The following is an 18,417-nucleotide window of genomic DNA, read 5'->3' as shown; positions in this document are numbered from 1 at the left end:
TAAATGTAGGATTTTATCCTGATAAATTTGTTAAAAAAAACTAAAATAATCGTTGCAGTTGTGTTTTTTCGTTTTCAGGCAATGTAGGCAACAACTCCTGGAAATACTTTCTGAATGTATCCTGTTTCAGCATTTCCCTGATTTTTTCGCGGCAAAACTTAGTAAACTGCCATTTAGGATGGGTTAATCCGTTTACCAGATTAGGCAATACGTTTTTATCGGCTTTATTAAGAAATAATAAATTCACAATGGCGTTTTGTCTTGTGTTGGCTTCAAAATTCGGTGTAGTATATCTTAGTAATTCATCATAAAACTTCACCTTGTTCTCTTCTTGATAGTCCGGTGTAGCCAAAGCCAATGTCAACCAGGCAATTCGTAAATTCTTATCACTGAAGCCACCCCAGTCTTTCGTTTGTTCTAATACAGAAAACCGATCTTCTGGAAATTGTGCCATTACATTTTTAAAAGCTACTTCCCTTGTAAAATAAGAATGATCATTCAGTAGGGTCATGTATTCTGATTTGAAATCAAGCGGAATTTGTTTCATCGTAACAGCAATAGCTTGTCTGATTTTACTATTATCCGATTTCATAGCTATTAGCAACAAGTCTTTTTTCTCCTCAAAAGGAACTTCTGTCATCTGATAAACAACTTCCTCTTTCATAGGATAAAAAGCATCAGAATTTAAAATGGCTTCAAAACGGGCTTTCTTTTCTGAAAAAGGTACTTCCGACTGCTCTACCAAATTAAGATAATCCGACATGAATTTGTTTTTCTTCAGAATAGCCAATGCTTCATTCACCTGAAATCCGGATGCTTGCAACCAGTTTTTCCTAAAGAGATTGGCATCGTATTTGGAAACTTTATTAATCTCAGCCAAAAAATTATCCGTATTCACATTTTCGAATCTGTATTTCTTTAAATATCGTTTGACAGCCTTTTTGAAATTTTTATCACCAACTTGTTCTCTCAGATTATGCAGCGCCCAAGCTCCTTTCTGATAAAACGTAAGCGAACTTGCTTTTTCATTTAGTAGCGGAATCGTATCCGTTTTCGCAGCTCTTTGCAATGTTTCTGCCGTCTGGTACAATTCGAAGTTAAAATGGTCTTCGCCAAAGAGTTCCTTTTCGGCCAATAATGCATAATAGGTTGCAAAACCTTCCTGCAGCCAATGGTGTTTTCCCGTTTGGGCCGTAACCATGTCGCCAAACCACTGATGGGCTAGTTCGTGCGCATTTACATTCATGTAAGTTCGGTCATTAAACCCAATTTCATCCACTACAAAATCCTGTGCAAAAATCGTTGAAGTTGTGTTTTCCATTCCGGCATATAAAAAATCCATAACAGGAACCTGGCGGTATACTTCCCAAGGATACTTCACCCCTATTTCTTTTTCAAAAAAATCAAAAATCTCTTTTGAAAATTTATAGGTTGTTGAGAATTTATCTTTGTCTTCTTCTCTCAGATAAAATTCCAATGGTGTTCCTGATTTTGAAGTTTCCGTTTTCTTTACAAACTTCCCAATGGCCAACATTACCAAATAAGAACTCATAGGTTTTTGCATCTGATAATTCCAGGTTTTCAAATTTCCCTTTGAATTCATGCTGGTGTTTTTTAAAACACCGTTCGATAAAACGGTAAAATCATTTCTGAACTGCGTCGAGATATTAAAAATCACTTTTTCGTTTACGTCGTCAAAACTAGGCAACCAATGTGACGTATATTTCCCTTGTCCCTGCGTCCAAATTTGTCCGGAACCCGTTGAAAAATCACCAACAAAATACATGGTTTGCTTCGGTTTTGCCGAATAAGAAAATTCCAGTTTGTTTTTTCCTTTCTTATAACCTTCGAAAAGATTTAATGCTTTTCCTGAGTTTTTAAATTGTACTGATTTACCATTGATTTTTACATCACTGAATTCCATTCGGATCGCATCAATTTTAATGGTATCCGTTTTTGATTTCACTACAAAATCATAAGCTATATTTCCACTGATGGATTTTTCAATTGAATTTGGATTCAAATTGGCGTTTAACGAAATAAAATCGACTTTTTTAGTTTGCTGTGCAAAAGCGAATGAAGTGATAATCAGTAAAAAATATTTCATGGTGAATTTATAAGAATCCCAAAAATACAAAGGAATTTCGGACTTTTTTGTATGTTTACTTCCAAATTACAAGATTTGAAAAAGAAAGCCCTTTTTAACTGGAGCAGCGGAAAAGATTCGGCTCTGGCCTTATATAAAATCCTTCAGAATCCCGATATGGAAATCGTTTCGCTTCTAACAAGCGTAAACAAACAATACAATCGGATTTCCATGCATGGTGTTCGCGCTGAACTTTTGGAACAACAAGCCGAAAGCATCGGATTACCGCTTTATAAAATGGAAATTCCCGAAATGCCTACCATGGAAGTTTATGAAGATGTTATGAGACAGACGCTGAATCATTTCAAAGAAAAAGGTGTTACCCTTTCTGTTTTTGGCGACATTTTCCTGGAAGATTTACGAAAATACCGAGAAGATAAATTAGCCGAAATGCAATTGGAAGGCGTTTTTCCGCTATGGAAAATTGACACGAGAGAACTGATCCATGAATTTCTGGATTTGGGCTTCAAAACAATAGTAACCTGTGTAAACGAACGAAATCTAGATAAAAGTTTTGTTGGAAGAGTTATCGATGAGCAATTCATAGCCGATTTACCTGATGATGTTGATGTTTGCGGAGAAAACGGAGAATTCCACACGTTTACTTTTGACGGGCCGATTTTCTCCAAACCAATCGATTTTGAAATCGGAGAAATTGTGTATCGTAAATACGAGAAACCTAAAAAAGAATCATCCAATACCGCTTGTGATACAGATGACAGCGCTTTTGATTACGGATTTTGGTATTGTGATTTGATTCCGAAATAACTTTTCATTTGAAAAATTAAGTTTTATATTCGCTTTACTTTTTACAAGCCAAAATGAATAACTTACTTGACACTCCCATTGAATATCTGAAAGGCGTTGGTCCTCAGCGTGGGGATTTGTTGCGTAAGGAACTGAACATTCATCGATACGGCGATTTAATCAATCTTTATCCGAACCGTTACATCGACCGTACGCGGTATTACAAAATCAACGAACTGCAAAACAGCAATTCAGAGGTTCAGATCGTCGGTAAAGTGATTCATATCAAAACTGTCGAGCAGAAAAAAGGAAAACGTCTGGTAGCCACTTTTGTTGATGATACAGGCGAAATGGAACTGGTTTGGTTCCAAGGGCAAAAATGGATACGCGAAAGCCTGAAAATAAACACACCTTACGTGATTTTCGGGAAAACGACTTCCTTTAACGGATTGTTCAACATGGCACATCCGGAAATGGAATTAGTTGAAGAACACAAAGCGAGTTTACGATCGGCCATGCAACCTGTTTATCCGAGTACGGAAAAATTAGCCAATAAAGGTATTTCGAACAAAGTCATTAATAAAATGATGCAGCAGTTGTTTATTGAAACACATTCATTATTCACTGAAACCCTGCCGACTTATTTACTCGAAGAATTAAAACTGATTCCGAAGAACGCTGCCTTGTTCAACATTCATTTTCCGAAAAGTCAGGAGCTTTTGGCCAAAGCGCAATTCCGCTTAAAATTTGAAGAATTGTTTTTCATTCAGCTGCAACTGATTACCAAGAACCTCATCCGTAAACATAAAATCAAAGGCCATCCGTTTGAGAAAGTAGGCGATTATTTTACGACATTCTACAACAGTCATCTTCCGTTTGATTTAACCAATGCCCAGAAAAAAGTACTGAAAGAAATCCGAAATGATTTAGGCAGCAATGCGCAAATGAACCGATTACTTCAGGGTGATGTTGGTTCCGGAAAAACCATCGTCGGATTGATGAGCATGCTTTTAGCTATCGATAACGGTTTTCAGGCTTGTCTAATGGCGCCCACGGAAATTCTTGCCTCACAGCATTTTGTTGGTATAACAGAATTAGCCAAAGAACTAAACCTCAACATAAAACTATTAACCGGTTCAACTAAAACTTCAGATAGAAAAATCATCCATGAAGAACTTGAAAACGGCAGTCTGCACATCATAATCGGTACACATGCTTTGCTGGAAGACAAGGTGCAATTCAAAAATCTTGGTCTGGCAATTATTGATGAGCAGCATCGTTTTGGCGTGGAGCAGCGCAGTAAGTTGTGGAAAAAAAATGAAGTTCCTCCACACGTTCTGGTAATGACCGCCACTCCTATTCCGCGTACTTTAGCGATGAGTTTGTATGGTGATTTGGATGTTTCCGTTATTGACGAATTACCTCCAGGCAGAAAGCCAATCCAAACCGTACATCGTTATGACAATAACCGACTGAAAGTATGGAAATTCCTGAGAGACGAAATTGCAAAGGGAAGACAGATTTATATTGTGTATCCGCTAATCCAAGAATCGGAGAAAATGGATTATAAAGATTTAATGGATGGTTATAACGGAATCACAAGGGATTTCCCGTTACCGCAATATTCCGTTTCTATTGTACACGGACAAATGAAACCTTCCGAAAAAGATGCCGAGATGAAACGCTTTGCCGAAGGAAAAACCAATATAATGGTTGCGACGACGGTTATTGAAGTCGGCGTTAACGTTCCCAATGCCAGCGTGATGATTATTGAGAGTGCAGAACGTTTCGGTTTATCACAATTACATCAGTTACGTGGAAGAGTAGGACGTGGCGCCGAGCAGAGTTATTGCATCTTAATGAGCGGACATAAATTGAGCAACGATACCAAAACCCGAATCGAAACCATGTGTGCAACAAATGACGGTTTTGAAATTGCGGAAGTCGATTTAAAACTTCGCGGACCCGGAGATATAATGGGAAAACAACAGAGCGGTGTCTTAAACTTACAGATAGCCGATCTGGTAAAAGATAAGGATGTTTTAATGCTTGCCCGTCACCACGCCATAAAGCTTTTAAAAGATGACGCTGCAATGGAAAAACCGGAACATCAGACATTGCGAAAAGTTTTTATTGAGCTGGGTAAGAAGAAATCGATTTGGAATTACATTAGTTAGACTGGAGAAAAGAAACAAGACACAAGAAATTAGAGGACAGAGATAACTCATAACTCAAGATATGGTACAATATAACACAAAAGACTGGATCACTTTCATATTTAGATTTCACAAGGCAGATACTTTTAGGCTTTTACTTCCGCTAATGATTTTTATTGGCATTTATTCAGGCTTCATTGGATATTTAGAAGTCAGCTATTTAAATCTTCCTGAAAATAGTTATGTGAGAAATATAGGCGCCATGCACGGAATGCTGGGTTTTGTAATTTCATTACTGTTGGTCTTCAGAACGAATACCGCTTACGACAGATGGTGGGAAGGCCGAAGAATGTGGGGAAGCCTAGTAAACAACAGTCGAAATTTAGCCATGAAACTTTCTGTTATTTTAAGAGATGAACACGACAGGGCTTATTTCAGAAAAGCTATTCCGGGGTACGCTTCCATTCTTAACAAACATCTGAAAAACGAAGAAACTGGGCTTAGTCTTTTTGAAGGACTTGATTTAAAAATCGATCATGAAAAACACAGACCAAATCAGGTAGCTAAAATGATGTTTGAAAAGATCAATGATTTGTACAACTCAGGAAAAATAACCGGTGATCAATTAATCATTCTCAATTCTGAAATTCAATCGTTTACCGATATATGCGGTGCATGTGAGCGCATTAAAAACACGCCTATTCCCTACTCTTACAGTGCATTCCTTAAAAAATTCATCTTCTTTTATGTGATGACCTTGCCCTTCGGATACGCTTTCACATTAGGCTATTATGTAGTTCCGGTTGTGGTTTTCATCTTTTATGTACTCGCTAGTTTGGAGCTAATTGCCGAAGAAATTGAAGATCCGTTTGGGGATGATGAAAATGATTTGCCAACAAAAAAAATATCGGAGAACATTAAAAAACATGTCGGGGAAATTCTTTAATTTTATAAGAAAAATCCATGATAAAAAAATGTTCCCTTTTATTACTTACACTCTCACTTTCTCCGCTTTTCTTTAGCTGCAAGGAAACTTCAGAAAAACAAACAGCCCAAATGAATCCTTATTTTCAAAAAAGTAATGATTCAATTCAAACTGGAGGTATTCAGATAATTCCGATTGAGACCCCGAAAGGTACATTTAAAGTATGGACAAAACGCTTTGGAAACAATCCTACAACCAAAGTACTTTTATTGAACGGCGGCCCTGGAGCCACTCATGAATATTTCGAATGTTTCGAAAGTTTTCTGCCGGCAGAAGGAATTGAGTTCATCTATTATGATCAATTGGGATGTGGAAATTCAGACAATCCTAAAGACGTTTCCCTGTGGGATTTGCCACGTTATGTGGAAGAAGTAGAACAGGTTCGTAAATCCCTTAACCTCAACAAAGACAATTTTTATTTATTGGGACACTCTTGGGGCGGAATTCTGGCTATGGAATATACCATGAAGTACCAGAATAATATGAAAGGGTTAATCATTTCCAATATGATGTCGGATGCCGTTGCCTACGGAAAATATGCCGATGAAGTTCTTGCCAAACAGTTGGATCCGGATGTATTGAAAGAACTGAGAGCCATTGAAGAGAAAGGCGATTTTTCCAATCCGCGCTACATGGAATTGCTGATGCCAAATTTTTATGAGAAACATATTTTGCGTATGCCTGCAAAAGATTGGCCGGAACCGGTACAGCGTTCGTTTGGAAAAATGAACCAGTCGCTTTATGTGACCATGCAGGGGCCCAGCGAATTTGGTATTTCCGGTAAACTTGAGAAATGGAACCGCCAGCCAGATTTAAAAAGCATTACCATTCCGACTCTCGTTATTGGTGCACGTTACGACACCATGGATCCGAAGCATATGGAGCAAATGGCAAAATCGGTTAAAAAAGGTACTTACCTGTTCTGTCCGAAAGGAAGCCACATGGACTTTTATGACGATCAGGAAGTTTATTTTAAGGGTTTGATTTCGTTTCTTAAGAAATAAGCCTTGAACATTAATGGCTCATCTTTTTTAAATCCTAAAAATCATGAAAATACTGATATTTGGCGCGTCGGGTTTAACAGGTTTACAATTAACCCAACAGGCTTTAGAAAAAGGACATCAGGTTACAGCCTTTGTAAGGACTCCTGAAAATTTTCATTTACATCATCCAAATTTAACTGTCTTTAAGGGTGATGTAACCGATACAAATGCTGTTGAACGCTCCATTGAAAATCAGGATGCTGTCATTTGTGCATTAGGAGCCAAAACACCTTTTATACATGATCCAGCCCTGATAACGGGAATTAAAAACATTGTTAAGGCAATGGACACAAAATCTGTAAAACGATTTGTTTATCTCTCATTTATTGGAGTGGACGACAACAAAAAAGGATTGGGATTCTTAGTGAATTATATAATGCCTCTTATATTGAGCAAGGCAACTCAAGACCATAAAATCAAGGAAAACATAATTGAGAGCAGTGATTTGGATTGGACCATTGTGCGAGCTCCCAAATTAACCAATGGCAAATTCATTGGTGAATACAATGTTGGTGAAGCTATTTTACCAAATTCGTTACTGTTTACAATATCCCGAAAAGATTTATCCGAATTTATGCTCTCTGTAGCAGAACAAGGCTTATATATTAAGCAGAAACCCCGAATTATGTATTAACCCAATATTCTCTAATCAAATTAACACATTACAAAAATGGCAAACGAAAAAGAATTATCTCCGAAACAACGCGAAGAACTGTTTAAAACACTAAAAACACGTTTCGAAAAAAACATGAGCCGTCATGAAGGCCTTGAATGGAATAAAGTACAAGCAAAATTGGAAGCCAATACCATTAAACTCTGGTCACTAAATGAAATGGAACAAACAGGAGGCGAACCTGATGTAGTTGGTTATAATAAAAATACAGACGAATATATTTTTTATGATTGTTCCGCAGAAAGTCCTAAAGGCAGAAGAAGCCTGTGCTACGACCGTGCTGCCCTTGACTCACGAAAAGAATACAAACCGGCAGACAGCGCACTTGACATGGCCGCTTCCATAGGGATTGAACTGTTAACGGAAGAAGAATACCGCGAACTGCATAAATTTGGAAAATTCGACTCAAAAACATCGAGCTGGGTGAAAACACCTGCCGATATCCGAAAACTTGGCGGTGCTGTTTTCTGCGATTTCCGTTATGGTACAGTCTTCCTGTATCACAATGGTGCAGAATCATATTATGCTGCCAGAGGATTTCGAGGCTCTTTAAGAGTATAAATTCGAAAAGAAACCCCGATGAATCCTTAATAAGACAGCCATTAGCTGTTCGTTATTTATTTGTCATCACTAACATATTCTAAAATGTCACCGGGTTGACAGTCTAAGGCTTTACAAATCGCCTCTAATGTGCTAAACCGGATTGCTTTTGCCTTTCCGGTTTTCAAAATAGAAAGATTGGATAATGTCAAATCAACTCTTTCAGAAAGTTCATTCAGAGAAATTTTACGTTTTGCCATCATCACGTCTAAGTTTACAATGATTGGCATAGTCTATACAGTTAAATCGTTTTCGTTTTGGATTTCAATTCCTTTTGCAAAAATTGTTGCAATAACATAGATTACAGCCGCCATTAAGATAAATGCTTCACTGTCGACCCAAAACTGGTTTAGGTTGTCAATAGCATAACCACGATGCTGCAAGTTTTTGGCTGTTTGTCTGGCTACATAACTCAAGATTCCAATTGAAAAAGTGTAGTGACTCATCTTTGATATCTGTTCCGAAACAAAGCTGGTGAATGGTTTTGATAAATTAATTTTGTGTAAAAGCCTGATAACTATACAGAACAGGTATGCTTTCAAAACAGCAATGCTCAAAATAAAAGTATACATAACAAAAAATGCCCATTTGCTACGATTATACATTTCACTTAAGTCCAGCTTCTGATACAGATTTTGCACAAATTCAGGTTTGAATAGGCTGAATATGAAATTGACCACCAAGCCTCCTGCTTCAATGGATAAGCCTACGAAGATTACCCAAGCAATAACAAGTAAGCCATTAAATACGAAGTTATTCTTTGTTGACATAATTGTTTCAAATTTAAAATTACATCACAAATTTAATAAAAATTTATTGATAAACAATAAAAATACATTATTTGTCAAAATAGCAATGTAGATATTTTTAGATTAATTTGTATATTCAGAAGTTGAATTATCATATTATCAGGTTAAGTTACGTCATTAGTAACAATGACTGCTTACTTAGAAATCTTATTTCACTTTAAGGCTTCGAAATTTCACTTTCACTTTTCCGTCGGGACCATCAACAGCCATCAAATGAACTGACATTCCTTCGTCCCTTTTTTTCTTCCGAATTTTAAGATTTTTTATGTTTTTATCTTTTTGAGGGTCACGCAAATAAACATCTACATTAAGATTTGTACCTCTTTCCAGGGCATAAACTCCGCTCAAATCAAAATTCAACACGCTTGTGTTTACTTTCATCGGACTGATATATATATTTCTATTACTGACTTTAAAATCACCATTTAAGTTTTCAAACGTCACCTTTTTAAAATTTCGCCCGGGAAAAACTTTTTCCCCAACGTTCTCAATCGGCTGGAAATTAATAAAGGCTCCGTTCTTCAAAATAAAAGTAAGATTTCCATTCAATGAGTTTCTCTCTATTCCGCCTTTATCTGTAAGAATACCATTGAGATTTGCATTTAGATCGATATTACCGGTTATATTTTTATAGTTAATCGTAGCAGATCCGAAATTATCAAAAGAATACAGCAAATCCCTGATATCCAGTTTCGATACATTTACCTTCAGATTAAAATCATCATTTTTACCGGTGCGATCAATTATTCCGTTAAGATTAATAGTCCCATTTCCTTTACGGATGGCTACTTTTTCAATCGCAATGTTATCGCTGGATGTTTTTATGTTTGCAATCGCATTTGTTGCTTTAAATTTTTTATAAGTCAGTTTATCGATATTCAGATTAAGAGCCAGATTGCTGTTGTTAAGTGCCTTTTCTAAAAAATCAGACCTGTTCTTTCCTTTTGGCGATTTTTTTGACGTTCCCTTCTTATTTGATTTTAACATAAAAATAAACTCCGACAAGTCTATCTTAGGACAATTAATATCCAGGTTCAAAACTATTTTTTCCGGGTTATCATAATACAGATTCATGAAATTCCCTGCATAACCTTTCATATAAAACTCACTTTTCGGGGTTTTAAAACCAAAAGTCCTTATGTCGAGTTTATCCTGAGTAAATTCCATTTTTAAATTACAGTCGGCAACAGCTAACTTACTTTGCCCATAAGCAAAATTCGAATTCAAAATATTGACATTCCCGATAATAAAAGGCTTCGAGATTTTCAAATCAACCACGTTCGCTTTAAATTGAACCGAAACATTGGCTTTCCCTTTTGTAAATTGTAGAAGGTCTTTAGAGAAAATCGAATTAAAAGCCGTGACGTCAAAATCACTTTTCACAGACCCTGAAGCTATTGGTTTTTTCAGATTAAAAATCATCATATCCTTTGTGGTGAATGGGATTCCTCTGTAATTCCCCCTAAAACCATGCAGAAACACCGCCGAATTCGGATCACCAAAGATTCCGTTCTTCACATAGTGGTTGATAAATTCCCCTTTAAAACTGCAATCGTCAATGACTTCATTTTTTGTAGTCAACTTATTATTTTCCATGTTGGCAATCACATGAATGGAAGGATTTCCTCTTACTTTAAGATTACCTTTAAGAGTACATCGCACATCAAAAGGTTCTGCCAAATTGAATTTATCCAATTTTGTTCTGACATTGTTGGCCAACAAAGATGAAGCTTCTCTCCATTGAATTGACGGACAAAAAAGCATTATTTTGAAAAGGGAATTGGTTTTAGAAATCCCAAACGTAGCTTTAACTTCGAAAGGATTCCCTCCGATAGTAAGCTCCTTTGAATATGCACCTATTTGTTTTTTTTCGCTGTTGTAAACAACACCTATCTCCCCTTTTATGATTTTCTTTTCAGCATAACTGCCTTTTGTGGTATTAAATGTCATACTGTTTACAAAGGTTTCCACTGCAACAGCTGCTTTCCATCCCATATCATTACGGGAGATCCGCATCTCCAGATCCGATGTTATGAAATTGAAATTTTTCTTCTTGATTTGATTTTCAGAAACGAGGGTAACATCCGTAAAGTCGATTTCATCAATATTTACCTCTAAATCTGATTTTTCATTTTCCTCAGGTTTTTTCTCCTTTTTGAAATTCGTAAAAACAGACATATTACTATATCCTTTTTCATCAATATAAATATCAATAACCGCATTTTTAATGGTCAGATTGTTTACAGAAATCGTTTTCTTTAAAATTGCCCAAGGTGAAACTTTTGCATACACTTTATCTGCCTTTAAAAGCGTTCTCTTATGAAGATGCCACAGACTGTCTTTGACGATAACATCCTTAACTTGGACAGTCAGACTCGGAAACCCCTGAAATAAGGAAACTTGCAGGTCTCCTATCTTCATTTCTCCGGTACTTTTTTCGTTGATTAATTCGGTGAGATTGTTTTTGATTTTATCTTTTCTGGCAGAAAGATAAATACCTAAACCTAAATACATTATGACAAACAAAAGTAACAGCGCGCCAAGACCTTTTAGCAACATAAAAAGAACTTTGTTCCCTTTAATTTTACCGTACAAACCTACTTTCGTTTCCAAATGTGTAAGTGTTTACACAAATTTAAGAAATTAATCAGTCAGAATTACTCAATTTCAGGCATAATTGCTCGCTGTTTTGTAGCAAAAAATAACAGACAATTATTATCTTTGCAATCTTATAAAAACGATACAGAAATGCGCATATCCTACAATTGGTTAAAACAATTCATCAAAATTGACTGGAACTCTGAAGATACTTCTGCCCTGCTTACTGATTTGGGTCTTGAAGTAGAAAGTGTGGACAAATACGAAAGCCTTAAAGGAGGTCTGGAAGGTGTAGTGGTTGGTCATGTACTTACCTGCATTCCACATCCGAATGCCGATAAATTAAGCATCACTACGGTTGATTTAGGCGACGGCAATCCGCCGGTTCAGATTGTATGTGGAGCTCCGAATGTGGCAGCCGGTCAAAAAGTCCCTGTGGCAACCATAGGCACAAAATTGTATGACACTGAAGGAAACGCTTTCGAAATCAAAAAAGGAAAAATCCGCGGAGAGGAAAGTCACGGAATGATTTGTGCCGAAGACGAATTAGGTCTTGGTGAATCTCATGACGGGATTATGATCCTTGCCGAGAATCTTGTTCCGGGAACTTTAGCTTCTAAAGTGTTCAATATCGAAACTGATGAGGTTTTTGAAATCGGATTAACGCCAAACCGTGCCGATGCCATGAGTCATCTAGGTGTTGCCAGAGATTTGCGTGCAGGGTTAATTCAGAAAGGAAATAATCATTCTGAATTGATGACGCCATCTGTAAGTAAATTTAAAGTTGAAAAACGTACGCTGAAAATCGACATAAAAGTTGAAGACACGAAATTGGCTCCAAGGTATTGCGGAGTTACCATTTCCGGAATCACGGTTAAACCGTCACCGAGTTGGTTGCAAAACCGTTTAAAAGCCATCGGATTGGCTCCAAAAAACAACGTTGTTGACGTTACCAATTATGTTTTACATGAATTGGGGCAGCCATTACACGCTTTTGACGCAGCCAAAATCAGAGGTAATAAAGTGATTGTAAAAACACTTCCTGCCGGCACAAAATTCACCACTCTTGATGAAGTTGAAAGAACGCTTCACGAGGAAGATTTGATGATTTGTGACGAAAGCGGACCAATGTGTATCGCAGGTGTTTTCGGAGGAAAAAATTCAGGCGTTACTGAAAACACGACTGCTATTTTCCTTGAAAGTGCTTACTTCAATCCAATATCGATTAGAAAAACTGCAAAAAGACATACGTTAAGCACAGATGCTTCTTTCCGTTTCGAAAGAGGAATTGATCCTACCATTACGGAATATGCAATGAAACGTGCTGCTCTTTTAATTCAGGAAGTCGCAGGTGGTGAAATCACTTCGGATCCTATCGATATTTATCCGAAAAAAATCGAGGATTTCCCTATAGTGCTGAATTTTGCGAATGTAAATAAGATTATCGGACAGGAAATTCCGAAAGAGACAATCAAAAAGATATTAGTTACTTTAGATATCAAGGTAAACAGTGTTTCTGATGCCGGTTTAGGATTGACAGTTCCTGCTTACCGCGTGGATGTACAACGTGAAATCGACGTAATTGAAGAAATTTTACGCGTATACGGATACAACAACATCAACTTTACTACAAAGCTGAATGCTTCGATTTCCAATTCGTCCCGCACTGAAGATTACAAAGTGCAGAATGTAATTGCCAACCAATTGGCTTCACAGGGATTCAATGAAATGATGGCAAATTCCCTGACTTCTCCTCAGTACATCAGCTTAACAGAAAAACTGAAAGAAGAGCATAATGTAACGATGCTGAATCCGTTGAGCAATGATTTATCAGCTATGCGCCAGTCGTTGTTGTTTAGTGGCTTAGAAGCTTTATCCTACAATATCAACAGAAAGAAATCCGATTTGAAATTATTCGAGTTCGGAAAATCATACCATAAACTACTTTCAGGTTATACAGAACTAAAGCACTTGACTTTATTCGTAACCGGAAACCGATTGATGGAAAGCTGGACAACGGCTGAAAAACCGTCCGACTTCTTCCTTTTCAAAGGTTATATTACAGCAATATTGTCCCGTTTGGGAATTGATAAAATTACAACCCAACCGTTGGATAATGATGTGTTCTCGGAAGGAATTGCGCTTACAAACGGTAAGGAAACCATTGTTGAATTCGGAACCGTTAAGAAATCGATCCTAAAACATTTTGACATCAAACAGGAAGTTTTATTTGCCGATTTTAACTGGGGTGAAGTTTTAAAACTGATTTCAAATAAAATCAAGTTTGTTGAAATTCCTAAATATCCTGAAGTACGCAGAGATTTAGCATTATTGGTTGACAGTAATGTACAGTTTGAGCAAATCTATTCGATTGCAAAGCAAACAGAAAAATCATTGCTGAAAGACGTTAACTTATTTGACGTTTACGAAGGAAGCAAACTTCCGGAAGGCAAAAAGTCTTATGCAGTAAGTTTTACGATTCAGGATGCTTCAAAAACACTTACCGATGCTCAAATTGACAAAATCATGAGCAAATTGCAACAGAATTTCGAAAAAGAAGTTGGCGCTCAGTTAAGATAAACAAACTTTTTTTTAAACTTAATATCAATCCTGCAAGGCAAAACCTCTGCAGGATTTTTTTTGAATCCATATTTAAAAACAAAGTCAATCCTATTGATTATTTACCTATAAATCACTAACTTAGAGTGTTTTTCTTTTATCAATCATTTAAGAAACATTACTATGCTGCTGAAGAAAACAAATATTCATGAAAAGCTTATTTCTCAGCGAAAAAAATCCGGTTCTTACACCGATCCGGTAGCTTTTGCCAATTTATTATTGGCAGAAGATGAAAATAAAAGAACTTTCATTCGTAAAAAACTTGGTTCAAAATCTGAAATCACAGAAAACACATTTGATTTTGATTTACTCGAAACCGAAAGAATCTTTCACCTAAGTCAGATAAAGGCAATCTGTATCGATTACCGATTACGATTTTTAGACAGCCATCTTTATAAACTTCCGTTTCCCGAGGAAGCTGTCTCCAAAATAAAAAATCTGGAAAAAGCACATCAAACTCAATTGAGCGGATTTAAGATGATTGCCCCTTCCAAAGTATTTCAATTAAAAAAATACAATGACCCGCTTTTGTTTGCACCACTTGGCAACGATTATTATTATCTGATACACAAATGGGGAAATGACTTGCATCCGCTGAGAAAATGGCTGGTACTTCCCTTCCGTAATCTTGGAACTCTGATTCTATTTTTCCTAATGTTGAGCGCCTTTTGCTGTTTGTTAGTGCCTGAAACATTTTTAGGAAAGTCAGACACTGCAACGATGAGATTTATTTCCTTCCTGTTCATATTTAAATATTGGTGCGCTATAGGAATCTACTATGCCGTTTCAAGAGGTAAAAATTTCAATGTGAATATTTGGAACAGTGATTTTGGCGGATAAAAAAATCCCGACTACAAACTGCAATCGGGATTTCGATGTGTAAAAAATTTAACCTCAATAAAGAATTTTACGTGCAGCAAGGAATTTAATCCTAGCAAAAATAAACTCGTTCGCAACAGAAACAAACTCGCTCGCAACAGAAACAAACTCGTTCGCAACAGAAACAAACTCGCTAGTAGCAGAAATAAAGTCCCTCGCAACACAAACAAACTCACTCACAACACAAACAAACTCGCTAGTAGCAGAAACAAATACGCTCGCAACAGAAACAAACTCGTTCGCAACAGAAATAAACTCGCTAGTAGTAGAAATAAACTCGCTCGCAACAGAAACAAAAAATCCCGACCACAAACTGCAATCGGGATTTTAATCTATAAAAAATATAACTTACTGCTTGATAAACTTGGTATTTGAAGTTCCTTTATCCGAATTGATTTTGATGAAATAATTCCCGGAAGCCAAACCGGAAACATCCACTTTCGAAACATTCTGTGCGTTTGGAACCACCAACACCAATTGTCCTAATTGATTGTAGATATTGATGGAACTTACTTCTATAGTTTGCTTGGTTTCGATGTTTAAAACGTCTTTAACGGGATTCGGATATAACACAAAATAAGTCGCAAAGCTAAAATCCTGAGTGCTTAATGTTTGGATTGTAGTAGTAGCTGTATTAGTTACAATCGGGAAGTTGTAATCAAAATAAATACTCGCGTTGTTGCTGAAAGTATTCCCAACAACCAAAGTTGGTTTCGTTTTGATTTTAAAAGCCACATACCCGTCATTATTCGCATTGTCGAAAGGTAAATCAATGTTCTCAAAAATAAATTCAACTTTATTATCGTTTATTCTCGTAACAAAATTATGACTTCCTTTTAACGGTACTAATGAATTAATATCAAACTTGTTCGTATCAATCATGTCTTTTACCACAATGTTTTCTGCCGGGAAAGAACCGGTATTTTCAAAACGGATAAGGTAATGCACGTACTTCCCTACTTCGCTTGGAGTAATCGTGGTACCTTCCAAACAGGTTTTGTCGTTTGGATCGAAAGAGTTAACCACGGTTTGATTAAATGCAAATGTATTGTCATTTGGCGTTTCATCTGTCGCAACTGAAGTAATGCTTGCCGAATAATTTAAAATATCTCCGTTATTTACTGCCGGTGTTTCCGTTGGGGAATTTAGATTTAGGGTTATGGTAATTTCTCTTGTCTCAAATGGTAGCAAATTAGTGAAATCCCAAGTTAGATTATTGACTGTTTGGGTTAATGTCAAAGGATTAGCTGAAACTAAATCCAAAACCGCATCATTAAAAGTCAGATTAACTGTTCCGGATTGTGCATTGGTTCCCTTGTTCTTATATATCAATTTATAAATTGCGTCAAAACCCGGACGCACTGGTCGTGATGACAATAAAGTAACTTCTAAATCAGGGTGAATACCGTTAGCGGCAATACAAAAATCTTGAGTAAACGGACTTGTTTGTGCTGGAAAATTTACAACCGGACTTGTTTGGGAAATTGTAAAATAAGACGGATTTTCCAAAATTGGAGTTATAGTATATGTTCCTGCCTGAACTGGAGTAGAGTAATTTCCAGAAGTATTTGAAATAAAAGTTCCGCTATTTGTTCCATCTGAAATGCTGAACTTTAGGTTTTGAAATGCTGAATCCGAAACATCACAACCATTGTTATTATTATCAAATTTATTATTTCCTTGGATAGTAAAAAATTCAGCTCCCGGAACGAATGAACAGTAAGTGTTTACATGACAATTTGTATACCCATATTCGTTGATTTTGTTTTGAATTGCATCCACTTGAAAATCATCTGCACAGATATATCTTAAATTGGGCGTATTGCTAAATCTAAATACGGGATATTCCGTTTCCCAATCATTATCATCAAAATCAAGTTCTTCAGAATTATTTTTTAAAAACAAGTATTCTAAGGGATTATTACTACAATTCAAATACGAAAAGTTTGGATGACTGCCCAAATTTAAGGAAGTCAATTGATTATAATCGCAATGCAAAACTTGTAAATTTACAAGACCATTCAAATTTAATGATGTTAATTGATTGTTACTACAGTGCAACTGCTCTAAGTTTGGATAACTGCCCAAATTTAAGGAAGTCAATTGATTGTTATTACAACGCAACCAATATAAGGATGGACCACTGCCCAAATTTAAGGAAGTTAATGGATTGTTACTACAATCCAACCCAACAAAGATTGGATGACTGCCCAAATTTACTGATGTTAGTTGATTGTTATTACAAAACAAATGCAATAAGTATGGATGACTGCCCAAATTTAAGGAAGTCAATTGATTATTATGACAACTCACTTCTTGTAAATATACAAGACCATTCAAATTCAGCGAGGTGATTTGGTTATTATCACAGTAAATATTTCTAAGATTAATTAAAGGACTAACGTTTAAAGAAGAAATTTGGTTATAGGAACAATCTAAATCTGTCAGATTTACTAAATTACTAATATTTAAAGAAGAAATTTGGTTATGGGAACAACGTAACTCTGTCAGATTTACTAAATTGCTAATATTTAATGATGTAAGTGTATTATTTGAGCAATTTAATTTAGTCAGGTTAGTAAAAGAATTTACGTTCAACGTTGATAGCTGATTTTCATTACAGCCCAGTACATTAAGGTTTGTTAGTCCATTAATATTCAAAACAGCAATCTGATTCATATGACAATACAATTCTCTAAGATTTGTTAAATTACTAACATCCAATGAAGTAAGATGGTTACCTGGACATACCAACGTTCGCAGATTAACAAAATTGGATACCCCAGTCAGATCTGTAACAGCATTGTTCCACTCCCTTGACCATGACACTTCCAGATAATAAATTAGTGCCGCTTCTCCTATTTGAATTTCTCCGTCAAGATTACTATCAATACGGACCTTATTACCATAAAAATCTTTTGCAATTACAAATGAACTAAATGGATTTGCCTGAAGCAATTTCTCCTTAAAATTAGCATCTGGAAAATTAATAATCTGTGCGTTAGCAGTAGTAAAAAGGCACACGGCCATCAGAAATAGGTAGATTTTTTTCATAATCAATAATTTATATCCCTAAATGAATGATTTATATCCCTAAATTACATACAATTAACAAGAAACTCTTTTCATAGGGATGTTGGTTGTCGTTGATTTGTTACCGCT

13 protein-coding genes are annotated in these 18,417 nt (G+C 36.2%); 8 read left to right on the top strand and 5 right to left on the bottom strand.

All coding sequences use genetic code 11. From position 1 onward, the window contains the following. Positions 1–40 precede the first annotated feature (40 nt). A complete protein-coding gene (locus FEDK69T_RS12395; RefSeq protein ID WP_023574514.1) occupies positions 41–2,107 on the bottom strand; it encodes a M1 family metallopeptidase in 2,067 nt (688 codons plus the stop codon). Between the two features lie 75 nt (positions 2,108–2,182). Here FEDK69T_RS12395 and FEDK69T_RS12390 point away from each other — a divergent pair, with 75 nt between their 5' ends. The 6 genes from FEDK69T_RS12390 to FEDK69T_RS15955 all read left to right on the top strand — a co-directional run bounded on the left by FEDK69T_RS12390 (position 2,183) and on the right by FEDK69T_RS15955 (position 8,311). After that, the gene (locus FEDK69T_RS12390) at positions 2,183–2,914 is read left to right on the top strand and encodes a Dph6-related ATP pyrophosphatase (protein ID WP_035630883.1); all 732 of its coding nucleotides are present in this window, start codon (positions 2,183–2,185) and stop codon (positions 2,912–2,914) included. A 53-nt stretch (positions 2,915–2,967) separates the two neighbouring features. After that, positions 2,968–5,070 carry an ATP-dependent DNA helicase RecG gene (gene recG / locus FEDK69T_RS12385; RefSeq protein ID WP_023574512.1) on the top strand — a complete coding sequence of 701 codons (2,103 nt, stop codon included), beginning with the start codon at positions 2,968–2,970 and terminating at the stop codon, positions 5,068–5,070. 61 nt (positions 5,071–5,131) lie between these two features. Continuing rightward, the gene (locus FEDK69T_RS12380; protein ID WP_035630871.1) at positions 5,132–5,995 is read left to right on the top strand and encodes a bestrophin family protein; all 864 of its coding nucleotides are present in this window, start codon (positions 5,132–5,134) and stop codon (positions 5,993–5,995) included. Between the two features lie 17 nt (positions 5,996–6,012). Beyond that, complete coding sequence (locus FEDK69T_RS12375) at positions 6,013–7,038, top strand: proline iminopeptidase-family hydrolase (protein WP_023574510.1); 1,026 nt, start codon at positions 6,013–6,015, stop codon at positions 7,036–7,038. 43 nt (positions 7,039–7,081) lie between these two features. Next, positions 7,082–7,711 (top strand): NAD(P)-dependent oxidoreductase, encoded by a 630-nt coding sequence (locus FEDK69T_RS12370; RefSeq protein WP_023574509.1) that lies wholly within the window; start codon positions 7,082–7,084, stop codon positions 7,709–7,711. A 36-nt stretch (positions 7,712–7,747) separates the two neighbouring features. Beyond that, positions 7,748–8,311: a DUF4256 domain-containing protein gene (locus FEDK69T_RS15955; RefSeq protein WP_023574508.1), complete on the top strand. Its 564-nt coding sequence runs from the start codon at positions 7,748–7,750 to the stop codon at positions 8,309–8,311. Between the two features lie 56 nt (positions 8,312–8,367). Here FEDK69T_RS15955 and FEDK69T_RS12360 read toward each other — a convergent pair whose 3' ends face one another. The 3 genes from FEDK69T_RS12360 to FEDK69T_RS12350 all read right to left on the bottom strand — a co-directional run bounded on the left by FEDK69T_RS12360 (position 8,368) and on the right by FEDK69T_RS12350 (position 11,772). Continuing rightward, positions 8,368–8,580: a helix-turn-helix domain-containing protein gene (locus FEDK69T_RS12360; protein ID WP_035630866.1), complete on the bottom strand. Its 213-nt coding sequence runs from the start codon at positions 8,578–8,580 to the stop codon at positions 8,368–8,370. A gap of 3 nt (positions 8,581–8,583) precedes the next feature. Next, positions 8,584–9,120 carry a DUF2975 domain-containing protein gene (locus FEDK69T_RS12355; RefSeq protein ID WP_023574506.1) on the bottom strand — a complete coding sequence of 179 codons (537 nt, stop codon included), beginning with the start codon at positions 9,118–9,120 and terminating at the stop codon, positions 8,584–8,586. A gap of 186 nt (positions 9,121–9,306) precedes the next feature. Further along, complete coding sequence (locus FEDK69T_RS12350) at positions 9,307–11,772, bottom strand: AsmA family protein (RefSeq protein ID WP_023574505.1); 2,466 nt, start codon at positions 11,770–11,772, stop codon at positions 9,307–9,309. Positions 11,773–11,907: 135 nt separating this feature from the next. On the opposite strand from FEDK69T_RS12350, the gene pheT reads away from it, so the two are divergent. Both pheT and FEDK69T_RS12340 read left to right on the top strand, forming a co-directional pair. Continuing rightward, entirely contained in the window at positions 11,908–14,337 is a 2,430-nt protein-coding gene (pheT, locus tag FEDK69T_RS12345; RefSeq protein WP_023574504.1) for a phenylalanine--tRNA ligase subunit beta, read from the top strand. A 162-nt stretch (positions 14,338–14,499) separates the two neighbouring features. Then, entirely contained in the window at positions 14,500–15,216 is a 717-nt protein-coding gene (locus tag FEDK69T_RS12340) for a hypothetical protein (RefSeq protein ID WP_023574503.1), read from the top strand. Between the two features lie 387 nt (positions 15,217–15,603). Here the strand turns inward: FEDK69T_RS12340 and FEDK69T_RS12330 are convergent, their stop codons facing one another. After that, positions 15,604–18,309: a DUF7619 domain-containing protein gene (locus FEDK69T_RS12330; protein ID WP_035630862.1), complete on the bottom strand. Its 2,706-nt coding sequence runs from the start codon at positions 18,307–18,309 to the stop codon at positions 15,604–15,606. Positions 18,310–18,417 lie beyond the last annotated feature (108 nt).

Source organism: Flavobacterium enshiense DK69 (assembly GCF_000498495.1).
GTDB classification, from domain to species: domain Bacteria; phylum Bacteroidota; class Bacteroidia; order Flavobacteriales; family Flavobacteriaceae; genus Flavobacterium; species Flavobacterium enshiense.
The sequence above is the reverse complement of the archived record's forward strand: the minus strand, read 5'-3'. Positions and strand labels throughout refer to the sequence as shown.

Excerpts from the sequence above, each read along its gene's own strand:
- FEDK69T_RS12395 (WP_023574514.1), bottom strand. The coding sequence starts at position 2,107 with ATGAAATATTTTTTACTGATTATCACTTCATTCGCTTTTGCACAGCAA.
- recG (WP_023574512.1), top strand. The coding sequence starts at position 2,968 with ATGAATAACTTACTTGACACTCCCATTGAATATCTGAAAGGCGTTGGT.
- FEDK69T_RS12380 (WP_035630871.1), top strand. The coding sequence starts at position 5,132 with ATGGTACAATATAACACAAAAGACTGGATCACTTTCATATTTAGATTT.
- FEDK69T_RS12375 (WP_023574510.1), top strand. The coding sequence starts at position 6,013 with ATGATAAAAAAATGTTCCCTTTTATTACTTACACTCTCACTTTCTCCG.
- FEDK69T_RS12370 (WP_023574509.1), top strand. The coding sequence starts at position 7,082 with ATGAAAATACTGATATTTGGCGCGTCGGGTTTAACAGGTTTACAATTA.
- FEDK69T_RS15955 (WP_023574508.1), top strand. The coding sequence starts at position 7,748 with ATGGCAAACGAAAAAGAATTATCTCCGAAACAACGCGAAGAACTGTTT.
- FEDK69T_RS12360 (WP_035630866.1), bottom strand. The coding sequence starts at position 8,580 with ATGCCAATCATTGTAAACTTAGACGTGATGATGGCAAAACGTAAAATT.
- FEDK69T_RS12355 (WP_023574506.1), bottom strand. The coding sequence starts at position 9,120 with ATGTCAACAAAGAATAACTTCGTATTTAATGGCTTACTTGTTATTGCT.
- pheT (WP_023574504.1), top strand. The coding sequence starts at position 11,908 with ATGCGCATATCCTACAATTGGTTAAAACAATTCATCAAAATTGACTGG.
- FEDK69T_RS12340 (WP_023574503.1), top strand. The coding sequence starts at position 14,500 with ATGCTGCTGAAGAAAACAAATATTCATGAAAAGCTTATTTCTCAGCGA.
- FEDK69T_RS12330 (WP_035630862.1), bottom strand. The coding sequence starts at position 18,309 with ATGAAAAAAATCTACCTATTTCTGATGGCCGTGTGCCTTTTTACTACT.